Annotated in this window: 22 protein-coding genes and 1 riboswitch; of the genes, 11 read left to right on the top strand and 11 right to left on the bottom strand. The window is 71.9% G+C overall.

The window, feature by feature from the left end; genetic code table 11:
• Positions 1-39: 39 nt before the first annotated feature.
• The 5 genes from recO to MED01_RS21675 all read left to right on the top strand — a co-directional run bounded on the left by recO (position 40) and on the right by MED01_RS21675 (position 3,166).
• Positions 40-906 (top strand): DNA repair protein RecO, encoded by an 867-nt coding sequence (gene recO / locus MED01_RS21695; RefSeq protein ID WP_091409749.1) that lies wholly within the window; start codon positions 40-42, stop codon positions 904-906.
• A gap of 4 nt (positions 907-910) precedes the next feature.
• Complete coding sequence (locus MED01_RS21690; RefSeq protein WP_091409745.1) at positions 911-1,723, top strand: isoprenyl transferase; 813 nt, start codon at positions 911-913, stop codon at positions 1,721-1,723.
• 69 nt (positions 1,724-1,792) lie between these two features.
• Positions 1,793-1,978 (top strand): hypothetical protein, encoded by a 186-nt coding sequence (locus MED01_RS21685; RefSeq protein ID WP_030336441.1) that lies wholly within the window; start codon positions 1,793-1,795, stop codon positions 1,976-1,978.
• 229 nt (positions 1,979-2,207) lie between these two features.
• Positions 2,208-2,408: a thioredoxin reductase gene (locus MED01_RS21680; protein ID WP_238670381.1), complete on the top strand. Its 201-nt coding sequence runs from the start codon at positions 2,208-2,210 to the stop codon at positions 2,406-2,408.
• A complete protein-coding gene (locus MED01_RS21675) occupies positions 2,405-3,166 on the top strand; it encodes a pirin family protein (protein ID WP_238670380.1) in 762 nt (253 codons plus the stop codon). The genes MED01_RS21680 and MED01_RS21675 overlap by 4 nt, the downstream gene beginning before the upstream one ends.
• 125 nt (positions 3,167-3,291) lie before the next feature.
• On the opposite strand, the gene gnd is transcribed toward MED01_RS21675, so the two are convergent.
• Both gnd and MED01_RS21665 read right to left on the bottom strand, forming a co-directional pair.
• Positions 3,292-4,734: an NADP-dependent phosphogluconate dehydrogenase gene (gene gnd, locus MED01_RS21670; protein WP_238670379.1), complete on the bottom strand. Its 1,443-nt coding sequence runs from the start codon at positions 4,732-4,734 to the stop codon at positions 3,292-3,294.
• 189 nt (positions 4,735-4,923) lie between these two features.
• A complete protein-coding gene (locus tag MED01_RS21665) occupies positions 4,924-5,220 on the bottom strand; it encodes a thiamine-binding protein (RefSeq protein ID WP_196919265.1) in 297 nt (98 codons plus the stop codon).
• Positions 5,221-5,510: 290 nt separating this feature from the next.
• On the opposite strand from MED01_RS21665, the gene MED01_RS21660 reads away from it, so the two are divergent.
• Positions 5,511-6,053: a hypothetical protein gene (locus MED01_RS21660; protein WP_238670378.1), complete on the top strand. Its 543-nt coding sequence runs from the start codon at positions 5,511-5,513 to the stop codon at positions 6,051-6,053.
• 434 nt (positions 6,054-6,487) lie between these two features.
• Here MED01_RS21660 and MED01_RS21655 read toward each other — a convergent pair whose 3' ends face one another.
• The 3 genes from MED01_RS21655 to MED01_RS21645 form a co-directional block, all read right to left on the bottom strand.
• Positions 6,488-7,288, bottom strand: coding sequence for an energy-coupling factor transporter transmembrane component T family protein (locus MED01_RS21655; RefSeq protein WP_238670377.1), 801 nt, complete (start codon positions 7,286-7,288; stop codon positions 6,488-6,490).
• A complete protein-coding gene (locus tag MED01_RS21650; protein ID WP_238670376.1) occupies positions 7,285-8,715 on the bottom strand; it encodes an ABC transporter ATP-binding protein in 1,431 nt (476 codons plus the stop codon). Before MED01_RS21650 ends, MED01_RS21655 begins: the two co-directional genes overlap by 4 nt.
• A gap of 118 nt (positions 8,716-8,833) precedes the next feature.
• Complete coding sequence (locus MED01_RS21645; RefSeq protein ID WP_238670375.1) at positions 8,834-9,427, bottom strand: ECF transporter S component; 594 nt, start codon at positions 9,425-9,427, stop codon at positions 8,834-8,836.
• Positions 9,428-9,501: 74 nt separating this feature from the next.
• Positions 9,502-9,606, bottom strand: a riboswitch (TPP riboswitch).
• 107 nt (positions 9,607-9,713) lie between these two features.
• On the opposite strand from MED01_RS21645, the gene MED01_RS21640 reads away from it, so the two are divergent.
• From MED01_RS21640 to MED01_RS21620, 5 genes are all read left to right on the top strand, one after another.
• Positions 9,714-10,544 (top strand): alpha/beta fold hydrolase, encoded by an 831-nt coding sequence (locus MED01_RS21640; protein WP_238670374.1) that lies wholly within the window; start codon positions 9,714-9,716, stop codon positions 10,542-10,544.
• 29 nt (positions 10,545-10,573) lie between these two features.
• A complete protein-coding gene (locus MED01_RS21635) occupies positions 10,574-11,380 on the top strand; it encodes an AAC(3) family N-acetyltransferase (RefSeq protein ID WP_238670373.1) in 807 nt (268 codons plus the stop codon).
• Positions 11,377-12,126 (top strand): sugar isomerase domain-containing protein, encoded by a 750-nt coding sequence (locus tag MED01_RS21630; RefSeq protein WP_112584644.1) that lies wholly within the window; start codon positions 11,377-11,379, stop codon positions 12,124-12,126. The genes MED01_RS21635 and MED01_RS21630 overlap by 4 nt, the downstream gene beginning before the upstream one ends.
• Positions 12,127-12,265: 139 nt before the next feature.
• Complete coding sequence (locus MED01_RS21625) at positions 12,266-12,769, top strand: DUF6328 family protein (protein ID WP_238670372.1); 504 nt, start codon at positions 12,266-12,268, stop codon at positions 12,767-12,769.
• A gap of 104 nt (positions 12,770-12,873) precedes the next feature.
• On the top strand, positions 12,874-14,871 hold the full coding sequence (locus tag MED01_RS21620) for an acyl-CoA dehydrogenase family protein (RefSeq protein WP_238670371.1): 1,998 nt from the start codon (positions 12,874-12,876) through the stop codon (positions 14,869-14,871).
• A gap of 77 nt (positions 14,872-14,948) precedes the next feature.
• On the opposite strand, the gene MED01_RS21615 is transcribed toward MED01_RS21620, so the two are convergent.
• The 6 genes from MED01_RS21615 to MED01_RS21590 form a co-directional block, all read right to left on the bottom strand.
• Positions 14,949-15,116, bottom strand: a complete 168-nt coding sequence (locus tag MED01_RS21615; protein ID WP_238670370.1) for a hypothetical protein — start codon at positions 15,114-15,116, stop codon at positions 14,949-14,951.
• A gap of 198 nt (positions 15,117-15,314) precedes the next feature.
• The gene (locus tag MED01_RS21610) at positions 15,315-15,923 is read right to left on the bottom strand and encodes a hypothetical protein (RefSeq protein ID WP_238670369.1); all 609 of its coding nucleotides are present in this window, start codon (positions 15,921-15,923) and stop codon (positions 15,315-15,317) included.
• 186 nt (positions 15,924-16,109) lie between these two features.
• The gene (locus MED01_RS21605; RefSeq protein ID WP_238670368.1) at positions 16,110-16,553 is read right to left on the bottom strand and encodes a GNAT family N-acetyltransferase; all 444 of its coding nucleotides are present in this window, start codon (positions 16,551-16,553) and stop codon (positions 16,110-16,112) included.
• 13 nt (positions 16,554-16,566) lie between these two features.
• Positions 16,567-16,965, bottom strand: a complete 399-nt coding sequence (locus tag MED01_RS21600) for a Fur family transcriptional regulator (RefSeq protein ID WP_210820118.1) — start codon at positions 16,963-16,965, stop codon at positions 16,567-16,569.
• Positions 16,962-17,261, bottom strand: coding sequence for an ArsR/SmtB family transcription factor (locus MED01_RS21595; RefSeq protein ID WP_030338189.1), 300 nt, complete (start codon positions 17,259-17,261; stop codon positions 16,962-16,964). Before MED01_RS21595 ends, MED01_RS21600 begins: the two co-directional genes overlap by 4 nt.
• Positions 17,262-17,304: 43 nt before the next feature.
• Complete coding sequence (locus tag MED01_RS21590; RefSeq protein WP_238670367.1) at positions 17,305-18,171, bottom strand: metal ABC transporter permease; 867 nt, start codon at positions 18,169-18,171, stop codon at positions 17,305-17,307.
• Between the last annotated feature and the right edge of the window lie 2 nt (positions 18,172-18,173).

Raw genomic sequence — 18,173 nt, 5'->3', positions numbered from 1 at the left:
AACCAACCCTGATTTCGCACCCCGAGGGAGAATGGCCCGATGGCCGGGTATCGCCGACAGCTCTACCGCGACGACGCGGTGGTGCTGCGTGTGCAGAAGCTCGGCGAGTCCGACCGGATCATCACCCTGCTCACCCGCCGGCACGGCCGACTGCGCGCGGTGGCTCGAGGGATCCGCCGCACCACCAGCAAGTTCGGCGCCCGGCTGGAGCCGTTCGGCCACGTCGACCTCCAGCTCGCCGGTGACCCGAAGGGCAACCACGGCAGCTCTCTGCACACGGTGAGCCAGGTCGAGGGCATCGACCTGTACGGCAAACGGTTCCTCGGCGACTATCCGCGCTACACGGCGGCCAGCGCGATCGCCGAGACCGCCGAGCGGCTGACCCCGGTGGAAAGGGAGCCGTCGCTGCGGTTGTTCCAGCTCACCATCGGCGCGCTGAAGGCGCTGTCCCGGGGCGAGCACGCCACCACCCTGGTGCTCGACGCGTACCTGCTGCGTGGGATGTCCCTGGCCGGCTGGGCGCCGGCGCTGGTCGCCTGCGCGGTCTGTGGCACGCCCGGGCGGCACCGGGCGTTCTCGGTGCCGGCCGGCGGCGCGGTCTGTCCGGATTGTCGGCCACCCGGGGCGGCTCATCCCGCACCGGCCACCATCGATCTGATGTCCGCGCTGACCTCCGGTGACTGGGTGATCGCCGACGCCACCGACGCCGCCGTACGTCGGGAGTGCAGTGGGCTGGTCGCGGCTCACCTGCAGTGGCACCTGGAGCGCGCGCTACGCTCGCTGCCGCTGGTCGACCGGGGTTCCTCGGCGGCCGGCACGGCTCCGCCGCCGGAGGGCACCGGGGCCGTGGTGCTCCGGCCACGTGGCGACGTCGAGGCCGGGGCGGACGGCGCGAACAGGGAGTGACCGAGTGATCCGATCGAAGAAGGCTGGCCGGCGCGAGCCGACGCCGCCGGTGCCACACCCGTCCGGGGCCCGACCCCCGGCGCTGCCCACCGAGGCGGTGCCGAAGCACGTGGCGGTGGTGATGGACGGCAACGGCCGCTGGGCCAAGGACCGCGGGCTGCCCCGCACCAAGGGGCACGAGGCGGGGGAGCACAGCCTCTTCGACACCATCGAGGGCGCCATCGAGATGGGCATCCCGTACCTGTCGGCGTACGCGTTCTCCACCGAGAACTGGCGGCGCTCGCCCGACGAGGTCCGGTTCCTGATGGGGTTCAACCGGGACGTGATCCGTCGCCGCCGTGACCAGTTGGTCGACCTGGGCGTTCGGGTGGTGTGGTCGGGCCGGCCGGGTCGGCTGTGGAAGAGCGTCATCTCCGAGTTGCAGACCGCCGAGGAGATGTCCCGCGACAACTCGACGCTGACCCTGCAGTTCTGCGTCAACTACGGCGGGCAGGCCGAGATCGGTGACGCCGCCGCCGCTATCGCGCGGGACGTGGCGGCCGGCCGGCTGGATCCGGCGAAGGTCACCGAGAAGACAGTGGCGAAGTACCTCTACCACCCGGAGATCCCGGAGGTGGACCTGTTCCTGCGCCCGTCCGGGGAGGAACGGATCTCCAACTTCCTGCTGTGGCAGACCGCGTACGCCGAGTTGGTCTTCCTGGACACGCTCTGGCCCGACTTCGACCGCCGCCACCTCTGGTACGCGTGCGAGTTGTACGCCCAGCGGGACCGACGCTTCGGCGGCGCGCTGCCCAACCCGGTCGCCCCGGTTATCTGAGCCGACGCTTACCCGCACGTCACTCTGGGTATCAGAGACGTCAGAAGCCACTGACGGAGGTGAACCCACATGATCCAGAAGCGCATTGCCCAGTGGGCGGTGATGGCGATCGCGGTGCCGCTGGCCGCGGCCGGCGCCCGCCGGCTCAGCCACACCCTGGAGGCCCGGCGTGGTCCCTCCGGGGCGACCCGGTTGCTGACGAAGGGTGCGGACCTGATCCGTCCGCAGAAGGCCAAGCGCCGCCGCTTCTTCTGACCGACCCCCAGTTGTCCCAACGCCGCCCGCACACCAGTGCGGGCGGCGTTGTCGCATCCTCTCGGCGTCGAGGTGCCTGGGCAGGCACCACGGCGACCATCAGGCTTGGCACCGAGCGGGGGTGGTGTGCTCGTTTCGGGGTCCTGCGCAGGGGCGGCGGGTAGGGTCCGGAGGTGGTGGGACGACGGCGGTTGGGGGGCAGATGCGTGATCTCCGCTTTAAGATGATCATGGCGTTGAACGCCGCCGACCTGGGCGACCCGATGTGCGAGCAGGTGGCCGAGATCTGTGCCGAGATCGCCGAGCAGCACTGCGCCGAGTTCGGCCACACACCCCAGCTGCGTACCGGTGAGATCGCCGAACTGGCCACCGGCGAACCGGCCCTGACCTGGGCGCCGTCCACCCCCGACGCCGGGCAGCGTGCCTGGTGACCGCGCCCGCGCCCGCTGTCGACATCCGTCGCGCCGATGACCGCTTCGCCACCCGGATCTCCTGGCTGGACTCCAAGCACTCCTTCTCGTTCTCCCGGCACTACGACCCGGCCAACACCCACCACGGCCTGCTGCTTGTCAACAACGACGACGTGGTCCGACCGGGCGCGGGCTTCGAGACCCACCCGCACCAGGACATGGAGATCGTGACCTGGGTGCTGCGCGGCTCCCTGGTGCACCAGGACTCCACCGGGCACTCCGGGGTGATCTACCCGGGTCTGGCCCAGCGGATGAGCGCCGGCACCGGGATCCTGCACTCGGAGAAGAACGACGCCTGGCGGCTCAACAACCAGGAGCCGCACGCCGACCCGGTGCACTTCGTGCAGATGTGGGTCCTCCCCGACGAGCAGGGCGTCGACCCCGGCTACGAGCAGTTGGAGATCGAGGACGAGCTGCTCCGCGGGGGCCTCGTGCCGATCGCGTCCGGGATGGACCGCTACGACGGCGCGTCAGCGATCCGGATCCGCAACCGGTACGCGACCCTGCACGCCGCCCGTCTCGCTCCCGGCGACGAGGTCACCATCCCGGACGCGCCCTACGTGCACCTCTACGTGCCAAACGGCACTGTGACCCTGGAGGGCAGCGGTCCGCTCGCCAGCGGCGACGCCGCCCGGCTCACCATGACCGGTGGTCGGCGGGTGACAGCCGACGAACCGGCCGAGATCCTCGTCTGGGAGATGCACGCCACTGTCGGCTGACCGTCACCCGCGCGGCCTGCTCCCATGATCTCGCCCGAACATGGATGTAGTGGCCTCCCCGCCGGGGGAGACCACTACATCGAGGATCGAGCACGATCACGGCGGCGCGCAGGGCGCCGCGCCGACTACGCCGGGGACTCGGTGCGGTCGGCGGCCCAGGTGGTGTGGAACGAACCCTCGCGGTCCACCCGCTGGTAGGTGTGCGCGCCGAAGTTGTCCCGCAGACCCTGGATCAGCGCGGCGGGCAGCCGCTCCGCGCGCAACGCGTCGAAGTACGCCAACGACGACGAGAACGCGGGCGTCGGCACACCGGCCCGGGTCGCGTCGGCCACCACCCGCCGCCAGCTCGGCACGCCAGCGCTGACCGCCTCGGCGAAGTACGGCGCCACCAGCAGCGTCGGCAGGTCGGGCTGCTCGTCGTACGCCTCACGGATCCGGTTGAGGAAGCGGGCCCGGATGATGCAGCCGCCCCGCCAGATCGTCGCCGTGCCGCCAAGGTCGATGTCCCAGTTGTATTCCTGGCTGCCCGCGCGGATGTGGTCGAAGCCCTGCGCGTACGCGACGATCTTGGAGGCGAGCAGCGCCCGGCGGACATCCTCGACGAAGGTCTCCCGGTCGGTCACCTGCCACTTCTCACCCGCGTCGGGGAACGCCCGGCGGGCCGCCTCGCGCTGGTCGACGTGCCCGGAGAGCGAACGGGCGAAGGTCGCCTCGGCGATCCCGGTGATCGGGATGCCCAGGTCCAGGGCACTCTGCACGGTCCACCGACCGGTGCCCTTCTGCTCGGCCCGGTCCTGCACGATGTCCACGAACGACCGGCCGGTCGCCGCATCGGTGTGCGCGAGCACGTCGGCGGTGATCTCGATGAGGAACGACTCCAGCTCGCCGTTGTTCCACTCCCGGAAGATCTCCGCGATCTCGGCCGGCGTCGCGTCCAGGCCGGCCCGAAGCAGGTCGTACGCCTCAGCGATGAGCTGCATGTCGGCGTACTCGATGCCGTTGTGCACCATCTTGACGAAGTGCCCGGCCCCGTCCGGCCCGACGTGCATGCAACACGGCACGCCGTCCACCTGCGCGGCGATCTTCTCGAACATCGGCCCGAGCTTCGCGTACGACTCGGCGGAGCCGCCCGGCATGATGCTCGGCCCGAGCAGCGCGCCCTCCTCGCCGCCGGAGACGCCGGTGCCGCTGAAGTGCAGGCCCTGCGCCCGCAGCGCCTCCTCGCGCCGACGGGTGTCGGCGAAGTGGGCGTTGCCACAGTCGACGATGATGTCGCCCTCGTCGAGCAGCGGCACCAACTCGTCGATCACCGCGTCGGTGGGCGCACCGGCCTTCACCATGACGATGACCGCGCGGGGTCGTTCCAGTGACGCCACGAAATCGGCCATCGTCTCGCCCGGCAGGAACGTGCCCTCGTCGCCGTGCTCGGCGACCAGGCTGCGGGTGCGCTCCGGCGAGCGGTTGTGCACTGCCACCGTGAAGCCGTTGCGGGCCAGGTTGCGGGCCACATTGCGACCCATCACCGCCAACCCGGTCACACCGATCTGTGCCCTCGCCTGATCAGCCATTCGTGCCGCCACCTCTCGTCACACCACTATCAGCGCTTGGAAACTTACCGTGATGTGAGCCGATACGGACCAGTGACCGACGTCGCGTTACTGCACGTAATGTGGACGTTGCCCCTGACGGCTCGGGCCCTCGGCAATGCTCGGTGAGCCCCGCGCAGGGAAACATGTCGTCATTTCCCGCCGCGGGCGTCAGCCTTCGGCGAGACGGGCTTCGATTCGGGCGATCTTCCCGGTCAGCGCGTCGGTGACCCCGGGCCGGACGTCGGCTTTGAGCACCACACTCACCCGGGGCGCCCGCGCGGCGACCACGTCGACCGCCTGCTTCACCACCGCCATCACCTCGTCCCACTCACCCTCGACGGTGGTGAACATGGCATCGGTCCGGTTGGGAAGGCCGGACGCACGGACCACCCGCACCGCCTCGGCGACCAGGTCACCCACCGAGTCGTCACCGCCGAGCGGGGTGATCGAGAACGCGATCAGCATGTGCCGATCGTGCCAGTAAAAACGGATGCGCGTCGGTCGGGCGGTGGCTACGGTACGAACATGCGTAACTGACGCCCAACTTCCGAGCCGGCCCGCCGTCCCGCGTCGCGGTCCGTGCGCTCCCGGGCGTCCCGCATTCCCTCCCCGCCGTTCGGCGGCGATGGCCCTGCCCGGCCCCGGTGAGCAGTCCCTTCCCCACTCGACCGTCGCGCAACGGCGGTCACCAGCCGATCCGACCGACCGCCGCAGCGCGGGACCGGCCGTGCCGGTCGGCATTGAAGGAGGCCCGGATGCCTGCCAGGCGTAACCCGAAAAAGACCCGTACCCCGAGAGCGACGCCGCTCGGCATCGACCCGGCGGCCGGCCACGGACCGCTCCCAACCACCCGTCCGGCCCTCGACCTCGCGGTCGAACCACCCCTGCCGGCGGCGCTGCCTGCGCTGCTTGTGGAGCCCGCGCTGCTTGTGGAGCCCGCGCTGCTTGTGGAGCCCGCGCTGCTTGTGGAGCCCGCGCTGCGGGCCGAGTCGGCGTTGCCGGCGGCGCTGGTGGAGCCTGCGCTGCGGGCCGAGTCGGCGCTGCCGGCGGCACTCGTGGATCCGGCGCTGCCGGCCGCCGCCCCGGACGGGGTGGCGCTGCCCGACGAGGTGGCGCTGCCGGCAGCGGTCGATGTGCCGGCGGTTGTCGACGCGCCTTCAGTGGGCGATCTGCCGAAGTCGACAGGCCGACCGAAGGCACCGACGGCCGGGCCACCGCAGGGCGGCGGCAACCGCTCCGGCGGCGGCCGCAGCCAGCAGGCCGGCCAGACCCGCCGCTACGCCTTCCGCCGCAACTGACCGAGCACCCCCACCCCGCCCCGCCCCGCCTCCCGCCCAGCCCAGCCCCGCGTGCCGTGCAGCCCAGCCCCAGCCCCGCCCCGCGCCCGTCGATCTTGCACTTTCTGCCCTCGCATCACTGGCATATCGGGATGAATGAGCGACAGAAACCGCAAGATCGACGGGGGTGGCGCTTGGGCGCTGGGCGGTGACAGCAACATCAGGGATGTAGTGGCCTCCGCTGTCAGCGAGACCACTACATCCCTGATGTTGTGCGGATCTTGGCGGCGCGGCGCGGCTCGGCGGGGCGGGGCGGGGCGCGGTCGGGGCGCAGGGCGCGTCGGGGCGCGGTCGGGGCGCAGGGCAGGGTGCGGGCGCGGCGCAGGGCGGGGCGCGGCGGGGGCGCGGGCCGGGGGCGGGGGTGCAGGGCGCGGCGGGGGCGCGGCGGGGTGGGGTCAGCCGATGAGGGGGCGGAAGGTGCCCAGGGCGACGCTCGTGGTCAGGGTGGCCGCGGCGAGTACGGCGGCCCCGGCGATGAGGAGGGAGTCGGCGCGGGTGAAGTGTTGCTGGCGGGCGACGGTACGGGGTGTGCCGGCGTCGAAGCCACGCGCGTCCATCGCCACCGCCAGCCGGGTGCCTCGGCGGATCGCCCCCACCAGCAGCGCGAACGCGGTGGAGGCGAAGAGCCGCAGCTTCGCCACCGGGTTGCGTCCCGCGTCGACGCCCCGCGCCCGTCGAGCCATGCTGATCATCTGCCACTCCTGACCGAGCAGCGGCACGAGCCGGAACGCGGCCAGCGCCCCGATGGCGAACCGGGCCGGCGCTTTCGCGTTCTGGATCAACGCGTCGGCCAGGTCGGTGGGGTCGGTGGTCGCGAAGACGATCACGCCGGGCAGTGCCACCGCGAACACCCGCAGCACCAGGCCGAGCGCGGTGAGTAGGACGCCGGTGGTCACCAGTACCGGGCCCGCGTCCAGCAGGACCCGACCGGACCGGTCGGCGGCGAACAGCACCAGGGTGACCAGGATGCCGGCGGCACTGAGCAGCAGTGGCCAGGCCCGGCGGGCCAGCACCCGGTAGCGGATGCCGAACAGCGGCAGGACGGCCAGCTCAAGGGCGATGGCGATCGCCGGGGCCACCGGGTCCAGGGTCGCCAGCAGGGTGAACGAGAAGACGAGCGCGGCGGCGACCTTCGCTATCGGGTTGCGGCGGGCCAACGGCGCGTCCGGCGCGGCGACCGGTTCGATGCTGATCATCGGTGGTCGTCCGGGGCGCGGTGCAGGGTGACGGTGCGGTCGGCGAGCGCGGCGACGAAGTCCGCGTCGTGGGTGACAGTGACCACGCCGTGCCCGGCGTCGCGCAGGTCGGCGAAGAGGTCGACCAGTTCCCGCCAGGTCCGCCGGTCCTGGCCGAAGGTGGGTTCGTCGCAGATCAGCAGGCGTGGCGCGGTGGCCAGGGCCGTCGCCACGCTCAGCCGCCGCGCTTCGCCACCCGAGAGGGTGTACGGGTTGGCGGCGGCGAGTCGGGCCAGCCGCAGCCGGTCCAGCAGCCCGGTCACTGTTTCCTTGACGGCCGCCTCTGGTTGACCGGTGCGGCGCGGGCCGAGCGCCAACTCGTCGAAGACTGTGCTGGTGACGAACTGGTGCTCCGGATCCTGGAAGACCGACCCGATGCGTCGGGTCAGCGCGGGGGCCCGCCACCGGTGCGGGGGAGTGCGGTGGTCCGCGCCGGCCAACCCGGTGGACGCGGTGACCCGCCCGCTGCCCGGCCGGAGCAGACCGCCGAGCAGCAACGCCAGGGTGGACTTGCCGGCACCGTTCGGTCCGCGTACGGCGAGTGCTTCACCGGCGCGTACCGCCAGGTCGGTGGAGCCCAGCCGGGGCGGCAGGCCGAGCCGGTCGGCGGTGAGCAACAGCTCCCCGGGGCCGGCGGTGGCCGGCCGGGGCGCGATGGGGTGACCGGGCACCCAGACCCCCTCGGCGGCCAGGGCGGCGCCGTGGGCGGCGAAGACCGCCTCGGGCGCGCCGTCCGCGCGCACGCCGCCACCCGGTTCGAGGACGACCACCCGGTCGACCAGCGGCAGTGCCTCGGCGACCCGGTGCTCGACCAGGATCAGCGTGGTGTCGGTGTCCAGCGCGCCGGCCACCGCGTGCCGGACCAGTTCGGCCCCGGCCGGGTCGAGGTTGGCGGTCGGCTCGTCGAGCAGCAGCAGGGCGGGGCGCAGGGCCAGCGCGCCGGCCAGGGCGAGGCGTTGCTGCTCGCCGCCGGAGAGCGCCGCTGTGTGGCGGTCCCGGGGGTACGGGAAGCCGACCCGGTGCAGCGCCTCGTCCACCCGGGGCCAGATCTCGTCGGCCGGCACTCCCCGGTTCTCCAGCCCGAACGCTACGTCGTCGCCGCAGCGCGCCATCACCAGTTGGGTCTCCGGGTCCTGGAAGACGATGCCGACCCGTTCCCGCCCCTTGCGCGGGTCGAGCCCGTCGATCTCGACGGTGCCCTCCTGCTCGCCGGAGTCCTCAGGGAGCAGCCCGGCCAACGCGCTGAGCACTGTGCTCTTGCCGGCCCCGGAGGGCCCGAGAAGCAAGACGCGCTCCCCAGCCTCGACCCGCAGATCAACCCCGCGTACGGCCCAGGCGCGCCGCCCAGCGTGCCGCCACCCGAACCCCCGCAGCAGTACCCCGCCCACCAAACCCACCCCCCTCCCTGCCGCGCGCCCCCGCCTACCCCGGTTGATCAAGAGGTTTGCGTCAGGAAATCGCCTTCCGTTGACGCAAACCTCTTGATCAACGCGGGTTTGATGGGGGTCAGACCAGGGCTCGGTTTCGGCCTGCGGGGAAACGGTCCAGGACGCCGGTGTTGGCCAGGGCGTTCGTCAGCAGCCAGCCACCCAGGCCGGCGATCACTGTGGCGCTGACGATGGTGAGCAGCGCGTACGGGATGCGGTAGTCGGTCAGCGCGTAGTCGACGTTCCAGACGAAGAAGTCGAACAACGCGGCGCTGAGCCCGGTCAGCGCGCCCGCGAACACCGCGGTCGGCAGCCGGAACGACCGGTACCGGAAGGCGGCGAAGGCCAGTTCGGCGCCGATGCCCTGCACGATTCCCTGCGGGATCACCGTGCCGGCCCACTGGCTGCCCAGCAGCGCGGACAGGACAGCGGCCACGGTTTCGCAGTAGAGCGCGGCGCCGGGCTTGCGGATGACCAGCCCGCCGATCACCGCCGGCATCAGCCAGACGCCGTAGAGCAGCGTCTGCGCCGGCGGGAAGAAAGCGAACGCGCCCTCGGTGGCGCTCCAGACCAGACCCCAGGCCCAGAAGATGACGCCGAAGGCGACAGCGATCACCGAGGCGATCACGATGTCGATGGTGCGCCAACGGTGTGTGTCGGTGGTGGATGTCATGTGTTGCTCCCAGTTCGTGAGTGCGAACCAGGAGAAGACGCACGCCGCGTCCGGTGGCACCGGACTGCGGCGCGGCTGGAGGTCGACCGAACTCCCTGCGCTGGCATTACCCAGATCAGGTTCGAGGGTCTGCGGGCGTGCCCGCACTCTCAGCGCTGTGCGCTCCCCTGTCGGATATGAAGTTGTCTCGCTGACGCTAACACCGACCACCGTCGCGGGCCCAGCAGGGCATCCGCCTGACCTGCGGGAGCGACCCGCCGACCGCCGGCTGGGTACGCTTCCGATCATGCGGGTTGACGCGCGAGGCTTCACGTTCGAGGTGACCGTCGGCGGTCCGACGGACGGCGTACCCGTCCTGCTGCTGCACGGTTTCCCTCAGCACAGCGGCGAGTGGGACGACGTGGTGCCGGCGCTGCACGCCGGTGGGCTGCGCACGTACGCGCTGGACCAGCGCGGTTACTCACCCGGCGCCCGGCCCACGGCGGTGGCCGACTACCGGATCCCCGAACTGGTCACCGACGCGGTGGCGGTGCTCGACGCGCTCGGACTGGACGCCGTGCACCTGGTCGGCCACGACTGGGGCGCGGTAGTGGCCTGGGCGGTTGCCGCCCGGCACCCCGAGCGGGTCAACACGCTGACCGCGGTGTCCGTACCGCATCCGGCGGCCATGGCGCACGCCCTGAGCACCGACGCCCAACAGAAGGCCCGCTCGTCGTACATCGCGCTGTTCCGCAAGCCCGAGAAGGCCGAGAAAGTGCTGCTGGCGTGGCATGCCACCGCGCTGCGCAAGCTGCTCGGCGGGGTGGGCGACACGTCCCGGGTGAACCGGTACGCCGACCCGATGCGTGAGCCGGGCGCGCTCACAGCAGCGCTGAACTGGTACCGGGCGATGTCCCGCGCCGACCTGGCCGGCGTCGGCCCGGTCGCGGTGCCCACCACGTACGTCTGGAGTGACCGGGACGTCGCCATCGGCCGGACCGCCGCCGAGGCGTGCGCGCAGAACGTCACAGGCGACTACCGGTTCGTGCAGCTGCCCGGGGTGAGTCACTGGATCCCGGACGCGGCGCCGGCCCCGCTCGCCGAGGCGATCCTGGCCCGAGCGGGCGGGACGGCCTGAGCCGTGCGGGTCCGCGAGGGAGAGCCAACGTGACGACGGACGCCAGCGGGCCGGGTAGCCGTCGCTCGATCGCCGCGCAGCTGCGCGTGCTTGGCGTACGCCCCGGCGCGACGCTGCTGGTGCACGCCTCGCTGCGTTCGCTGGGCTTCGTCAGCGGCGGTCCGCACGCGGTGGCGCTCGCCCTGCGCGACGCGCTCGGCCCGGACGGCACGATCGTCGTGCCCACCCACACGCCCGACAACAGCGACCCCGCGCAGTGGCGCAACCCGCCGGTGCCGGCGGGCTGGTGGCCGCTGATCCGCTCGGAGATGCCGGGTTTCGACCCGGCGGTCACCCCGAGCCGGTTCATGGGCGCGCTCGCCGAGACGGTCCGCGGCTGGCCCGGCGCGCTGCGCAGCTCCCATCCGCACGTGTCGTTCGCCGCGCTCGGCCCGGCCGCCGAGCAGGTGGTCGCCGGGCACACTCTGGTGGACATGCTCGGTGAGGGCTCCCCGCTGGCCCGCCTCTACGACCTCGACGCCGACGTGTTGCTGCTCGGCGTGGACCACTCGGTGAGCACCTCACTGCACCTTGCCGAGTACCGCCGCCCCGGCGCGCCCCGGCAGCGGATCGGTGCCGCGGTGCGTACCGCCGACGGTGGTCGGGACTGGGCGTGGTGGCAGGACGTACGACTCGACGCGGACGACTTCGCCGCGTTGGGCGGGGACCTGGAGGCCACCGGAGCGGTACGCACCGCACCGGTCGGCACCGGGACCGGCAGGTTGATGCGCCAGCGGGCGGCTGTCGACTTCGCGGTTCGCTGGCTGGCCCGTAATCGAACGACGGAGGACGTATGACGGTGAGTGCCGAGGACTACCTGGCCGTGGTGACCGAGACGATCGGCCGGGTGGCCGCCAGTCAGCGGGAGGCGGTGGGGCGGGCCGCCGACCTGATCGCCGAGGCCGTCCGAGCCGACGGCGTGGTGCACGCGTTCGGCACCGGGCACTCGGAGGCCCTCGCCATGGAGATCGCCGGACGGGCCGGCGGTCTGGTGCCGACCAACCGGATCGCGCTACGCGATCTGGTGCTGCTGGGTGGCGAACCGGCCGACCGACTCGGTCCGCTGCTGGAACGGGACCCGGCCGTCGCGCACCGCCTCTACGAGCTGGCCCCGGTGCGTCCCACAGATGTCTTCGTGCTCGCCTCGAACTCCGGTGTCAACGGCGCGATGGTGGAGTTCGCCACGCTGGTGAAGGAGCACGGCCACGGGTTGGTGGCGATCACCTCGGCGCAGCACTCCGGCCGGATGACCTCCCGGCACCCGTCCGGGCGCAAGCTGAGCGACCTCGCCGACGTGGTGCTCGACAACGGCGCACCGTACGGCGACGCGACGCTGCCCCTGCCCGGCGGCGGCGCGGTCGGCGCGGTCTCCTCGATCACCGCGGCGCTGCTGGCGCAGCAGGTGACAGTGGAGGTGGTGGCGCGGTTGCTGGCGGCGGGGGAGCGTCCCCCGGTCTACCTGTCGGCGAACATCCCCGACGGCGACGCGCACAACAACGAGCTGGAAGCTCGGTACGCGGGCCGGATCCGACGCGGGTCCTGACACGGCGCTTGCGGTCGACCTGCCTCGCCGAGATGAACGGCAGATGTCGTGAACCTGTTTCGCGCTCGGTCGGGTGGGGCATTGGCGTTGCTGCCGGCGGCCGGGACCGCCGGCAGTAGCGTCTCACCGGAGGTAGCGCGTGTCCAAGGAGACCGACAAGCAGCGCTGGCAGCGCAACTTCGCCGACCTGCTGCAGGAGTTACGGGTCGCCCAGACCGGCGTGCAGATCCTCTTCGCCTTCCTGCTCACCCTGCCGTTCAGTAACGGGTTCACCGAGACCACCGAGTTCCAACGCGACGTTTACATAGTGGCGTTGCTCGCGGCGGCCGCCGCCACCGCGCTGATCATCTCGCCGGTGGCGTTCCACCGGGCGCTGTTCCGGCAGGGGCGCAAACCGGAACTGGTCCGCTTCGCGCACCGGATGGCCACCGGCGGTCTCGCCTTCATGCTGGTCGCGATGGTCAGCGCGGTGCTGCTGATCACCGACTTCGTGTTGGACCGGCCGATCGCCTTCGTGCTCAGCGCCCTGGCTGGAATCTGGTTCCTCACGTTCTGGGTGGCCCTGCCGTTCGCCCGACGCAACTGGGGTGAGGACGACATCGACGACGATGACGACGATCCGGACACCACCATCGGTCGCTGACCGCTCCGATCTTCACGCAGCGCTACCCCTGGGTAACAACCGGGGGTAGCGTGGCGGTAGTCGCGCACGTCGACGCAGCCGCACCGAGCTTCGAGGGGGCAGCCGTGACCACGACGCAGGATGGCCGACCGGCACCGGACGGCCCCGACTCCGAAACCACCGCCGGTGCCGCCGCGCCGCTGCCAGCGGAAGCCGGGCAGGTCACCGAGAAGGAGGCCCGGCAGGTCGCCGAGGCCGCCCGGGAGTCCACCTGGGACCGCCCCAGCTTCGGCAAGGAGCTGTTCCTCGGTCGGTTCCGGCTCGACCTGATCGACCCGTGGCCCCGATCCGACCCGGACGACGTGGCCCGCGCGGAGGAGTTCCTTGGTCGGTTCCGCGCCTTCCTGACCTCCGAGGTGGACGGCGCGGCCATCGAACGGGACGCATCGATACCCGACTCGGTGTTCCACGGTCTGGCCGACCTCGGCGCGTTCGGCATGAAGATCGACCGGAAGTACGGCGGGCTCGGGCTGAGCAACCTGCACTACTGCCGGGCGCTCATGCTGGCCGGCTCGGTCAGCCCGGCCATCGGCGCGCTGCTCTCGGCGCACCAGTCGATCGGGGTGCCGCAGCCACTGAAGATGTTCGGCACCGCCGAGCAGAAGCAACGCTTCCTGCCCCGGCTCGCCGCCGGCGAGGTGTCCGCGTTCCTGCTCACCGAACCGGACGTCGGCTCCGACCCGGCCCGGCTGGCCACCATCGCGGAGCCGACCGAGGACGGCACCGGTTACCGGCTCAACGGGGTGAAGCTCTGGGCCACCAACGGCATCGTGGCCACCCTGCTGGTGGTGATGGCCCGGGTGCCGGCCACCGAGGGACGTCGGGGCGGCATCACCGCCTTCGTTGTGGACGGCGACAGCCCCGGCATCACCGTCGAGCGGCGCAACGAGTTCATCGGCCTGCGCGGCCTGGAGAACAGCCTGACCCGGTTCCACGACGTGATCGTCCCCGCCGAGAACGTCATCGGCGGCGAGGGCAAGGGGCTGAAGATCGCCCTGACCACTCTGAACACCGGCCGGCTCTCCCTGCCGGCCATGTGCGTGGGCGCCGGCAAGTGGGCGTTGAACGTGGCCCGAGGATGGGCCGCCGACCGGGTCCAGTGGGGACGCCCGGTGGGCGAGCACGAGGCGGTCGCTCAGAAACTCTCCTTCATCGCCGCCACCACGTACGGCATGGAGACGATGCTCGACCTCTGCTGCCTGCTCGCCGACGACGACCGCAACGACATCCGGATCGAGGCGGCACTGGTCAAGCTGTACGCCAGCGAGATGGCCTGGAAGATCGCCGACGAGCTGATCCAGATCCGGGGCGGGCGCGGCTACGAGACTGCCGACTCGTTGGCCGCCCGCGGCGAACGCCCGGCCGCCGTCGAGCAGATGCTCCGCGACCTGCGGATCAACCGGATCTTCGAGGGCTCCACCGAGATCATGCACCTGCTGATCGCGCGGGAGGCGGTCGACGCCCACCTGTCGGTGGCCGGCGACATCATCGACCCGGACGCGGGGCTGGGCCGCAAGGCCCGAGCCGGCGCGCGAGCCGGTGCCTTCTACGCGAAGTGGCTGCCCACCCTCGCCGTCGGCCGGGGGCAGAGCCCCTCGGCGTACGCCGAGTTCGGCCCGCTCGCCGCGCACCTGCGCCAGGTGGAGCGTTCGTCGCGCAAGCTGGCCCGGTCGACGTTCTACGCGATGTCCCGCTGGCAGGGAAAGATGGAGCGTAAGCAGGCGTTCCTCGGCCGGGTTGTGGACATCGGCGCCGAGTTGTTCGCGATGTCCGCGGTCTGCGTCCGGGCCTCCGCCGAACGGGACAGCCGCCCGGAGAACATCGAGCTGGCCGACCTGTTCTGCCGGCAGGCGCGGGTGCGGGTGGACGCCCTGTTCGCCGCACTCTGGGACAACACCGACTCGGTCGACACCGCCGCCGCGAAGCGCATCCTCGCCGGCCGTTACGCCGGCCTGGAGGAGGGCGTGCTCACCCCGTCCGAGGAGCTGCCCTGGGTGGCCCGCTGGTCGCCCGGCCCGTCAACCTCCGAGGACGTCCGCCGCCGCATCCCCCCAAAGCCGTAAACCCGCACCGGCCGGCCTTGGCGCGGGTCGGCCCGGCCTGCGTGCGGGTCGGCCGTCGTACGGGCCGACGGCGCGGGTCAGCGGGAGACCGTCCAGGCCAACACTCCGGCCAGGATCAGGCCATTGAGCCCGGCCAGCGCCAGGTAGGCCGCGGGTGGGATCTTCTTGCCCCGGCGTACGAAGGAGACCAGGACGGCGGCGTAGCCGAGCAGCAGGACGGCGATGACGACGAGGAAGTAGAACACCCGACGACCTTAACGACATCGCCGTCAGGCTGGACCTTCGCCCGGCGGAGCGGCCGTCCGTCAACTCACCCTGCTCCGTCGATCATGGAGTTGTGGTGGGTGACAAAGCCCTCGTTGAATGTCAGACCAGGCACCACAACTCCTTGATCGACGGGGCTGAACGGTCCTGCTCCGCGAGCGGGCCACACTGGGGCGACGTCAGCGGTTGCGGCCGCGTAGGCCGAGTTGGCGCAGCTCCAAGGCGGCCAGGGCGTCGACTGTCGCGTCGTCGCCGCGCCGCCACGACTCGGCGACGTCCGGGCCGATCCGGGTCAGTTTGCCCAGTGGTTGGGTGGCCAGCGCGCGCAGGGCGAGCAGATCCCGGCCGGCTGGGCCGGCGGCCAGCTTCGTCGCCGATCCGGCCCGGCGCATCCAACGGACCCGCAGCGGCAGCCAACCGAACAGCACGATGCCGAGCGGGAAGATCAGCACCGCGATGGCGAGGGCGAGCGCGAGCTGGTCGACCAGGTGCTGCTGGTCGCGGCCGGCGTCGGCGAGCCCTCGGGCGGCGTCGGCGGCCTGCCGGAACGGCGCGGTCAGCTCGTCACCGACCAGCGGCACCCGGCGGACCTTGCTGCCGGCGTCGGCGAGGTTGTCGGCGAGGCCACTGCCGGCGCCCTCCAACTTCTGCCCCGGTACGGCGAGCTTCTGCACCAGGTCGTGCAGCCACAGCGCGCCCCGGATCGCCGCGTACACCCAGGCGACGACGAGCAGGTCGGTGAGCAACTGGCGGGCGGCGGTCGGGAACCGATCGGCATAGATTTTCACGCCGGTCAGCGTGCCACGAACGACGACGCCCCGGCACCCGTCGATCGGCGGCCGGGTGGCACCGCCGGCGGGGCGATCGCCGGCGGTGTCGCGCGCGGGCAGGACCGCGCGAGGGCCGTGCCGGCCGGGGCACCGACCACGCCGCGACGACCGACGCGGTGGTGGCCGTGGCGCAGGAGTCGTTGATCAGGCGAGCCGCAGGTCCACGAACGCGATGGTGTCGCCCGGCAGGACGTACCGGTCGATCTCGACGAAGCCCTGGTGGCGGGCGAAGCGGAGGCCGTCGTCGTTGGACGCCAGGACGACGGTGTGGACGACCTGCGCGCCCAGCTCCCGGGCCTGGGCCAGCCCGCGCTGGTAGATCTGCGCCCCGAAGCCCTGGCGACGCTTCTCGGGCAGCACCCGCGCGATCACGGTCGCCGGCTCGGACGTCGGGGGTCGCACCGTCGAGCAGCCCACCGGCACCCCGCCGACGTACGCGACCTCCAGGATGTTCCGCTGAGCGCGGACGGCGATCTCGTCTGCCGACAGCGGGTCGGTGGGGATGATCAGATTGTGGATGTGTTGCCAGTCGAGCGCTGTCGCTTCGCTGCCCACCGGGTGGACCCGCACGAACTGAAGATCTGTCACGCGGACAGGTTAGTCAGCGGACGCAGGTCGGGCAGGTGCCGAAGATCTCCAGGGTGTGGCTGACGTCGGCGTAGCCGTGCTGCGCGGCGACCCGATCGGCCCAGCTTTCCACGGCCGGGCCGGCAACCTCGACAGTCCGCCCGCACACCCGGCAGACCAGGTGGTGGTGGTGCCCCTCGCTGCACCGGCGGTAGAGGTGCTCGCCGCCCGGCGGGCGCATCACGTCGATCTCACCGGCGTCGGCGAGGCCCTGGAGGGTGCGGTAGACGGTGGTCAGGCCGACCCGCTCGCCTCGCTGCCGCAGCATCGCGTGCAGGTCCTGTGCGCTGTGGAAGCCCTCCATCTCGCCCAGCAGCGCGCTCACCGCCGAACGCTGCCGGGTGTTGCGCACCGCGGCGCTGCTCTCGGTCATGATCCCTCCCCGGCGTGGCTGACCGCGTCCGCCACGATGTGCGCGACGTGCTCGTCGACCAGGCTGTAGGCGATTTCCCGGCCTCGGCGGGAGCCGCGCACCACACCTGCTCCGCGCAACACCCGCAGGTGCTGGGAGACCAGTGGTTGCGCCGCGCCGAGCTTCTCCACCAACTCGTGCACGCACCGCTCGCCGCCGGCCAGCTCGCTGACGATGGCCAGCCGAATGGGAGCGGACAGGGCGCGGAGCAACTCGCTGGCCCCGTCGAACCCGTCGTAGCCCGTCGCGCTGGTCATCCTGCAACGGTAACCAATACCACCGACGTCGCGCTGACCAGGCTCAGCTCAGCACGACCTCGTGCGGTTCCGGTGTCGGTGCGGCGGTCGGCGTCGTCCGGCGGCGCACGACCCGCCAGACAGCGCCGGCCACTGCCACCACCAGGAACGAGGCGATCGCCACCAGCACCACCGAGGCGCCCGGCGCGGTGTCCGCCGTGGCCGCGACCCAGACACCCGAGCCGGCGGCGAAGAGGCCGAGCGCCATCGCTGCGGCCATCGTGCTGCGGAAGCCCCGGGTGACCTGCTGGGCGGTGGCGACCGGCACCACCATCAACGCGCTGATCAGCAGCACGCCGACGGCCCGCATGGCGATGGTCACTGTGACAGCTGTGGCGACAGCGATCAGCAGGTTCAGCGTGCGGACCGGCAGGCCGGAGACCCGGGCGTACTCCTCGTCGTGACTGACCGCGAAGAGCGCCGGCCGCAACGCGATCATCGTGACCAGGATCGCCGCGCCGAGCACCGCGATGGTGGTCAGGTCGGCGGGCGAGATGGTGGTCAGCGACCCGAACAGGTAGGCGTTGAGGTTCGCGCTGGTCGCGTCGGAGAGGCCGACCAGGAGTACGCCGCCGGCGATGCCGCCGTAGAAGAGCAGGGCCAGAGCCAGGTCACCGGAGGTACGCCCACGGGCCCGCACGATCTCGATGGCGATCGCGCCGATGGTGGCGGCGATCACCGCGACCAGCACCGGCGAGCGGTTGAGCAGCAACCCCGCGCCAACGCCGGTCAGCGCCACGTGCCCCACACCATCGCCGATCAACGCCAGCCGGCGCTGCACCAGGTAGATGCCGAGCGCCGGCGCGGCCAGGCCGATCACCAGCGCGCCGATCAGGGCACGCTGCATGTAGGGGTACTGGAAGAGTTCCATGG

Origin of the sequence: Micromonospora alfalfae (assembly GCF_022230925.1) — a bacterium.
Classification (GTDB): domain Bacteria; phylum Actinomycetota; class Actinomycetes; order Mycobacteriales; family Micromonosporaceae; genus Micromonospora; species Micromonospora alfalfae.
This window is presented reverse-complemented; position numbering and strand designations above follow the sequence as displayed.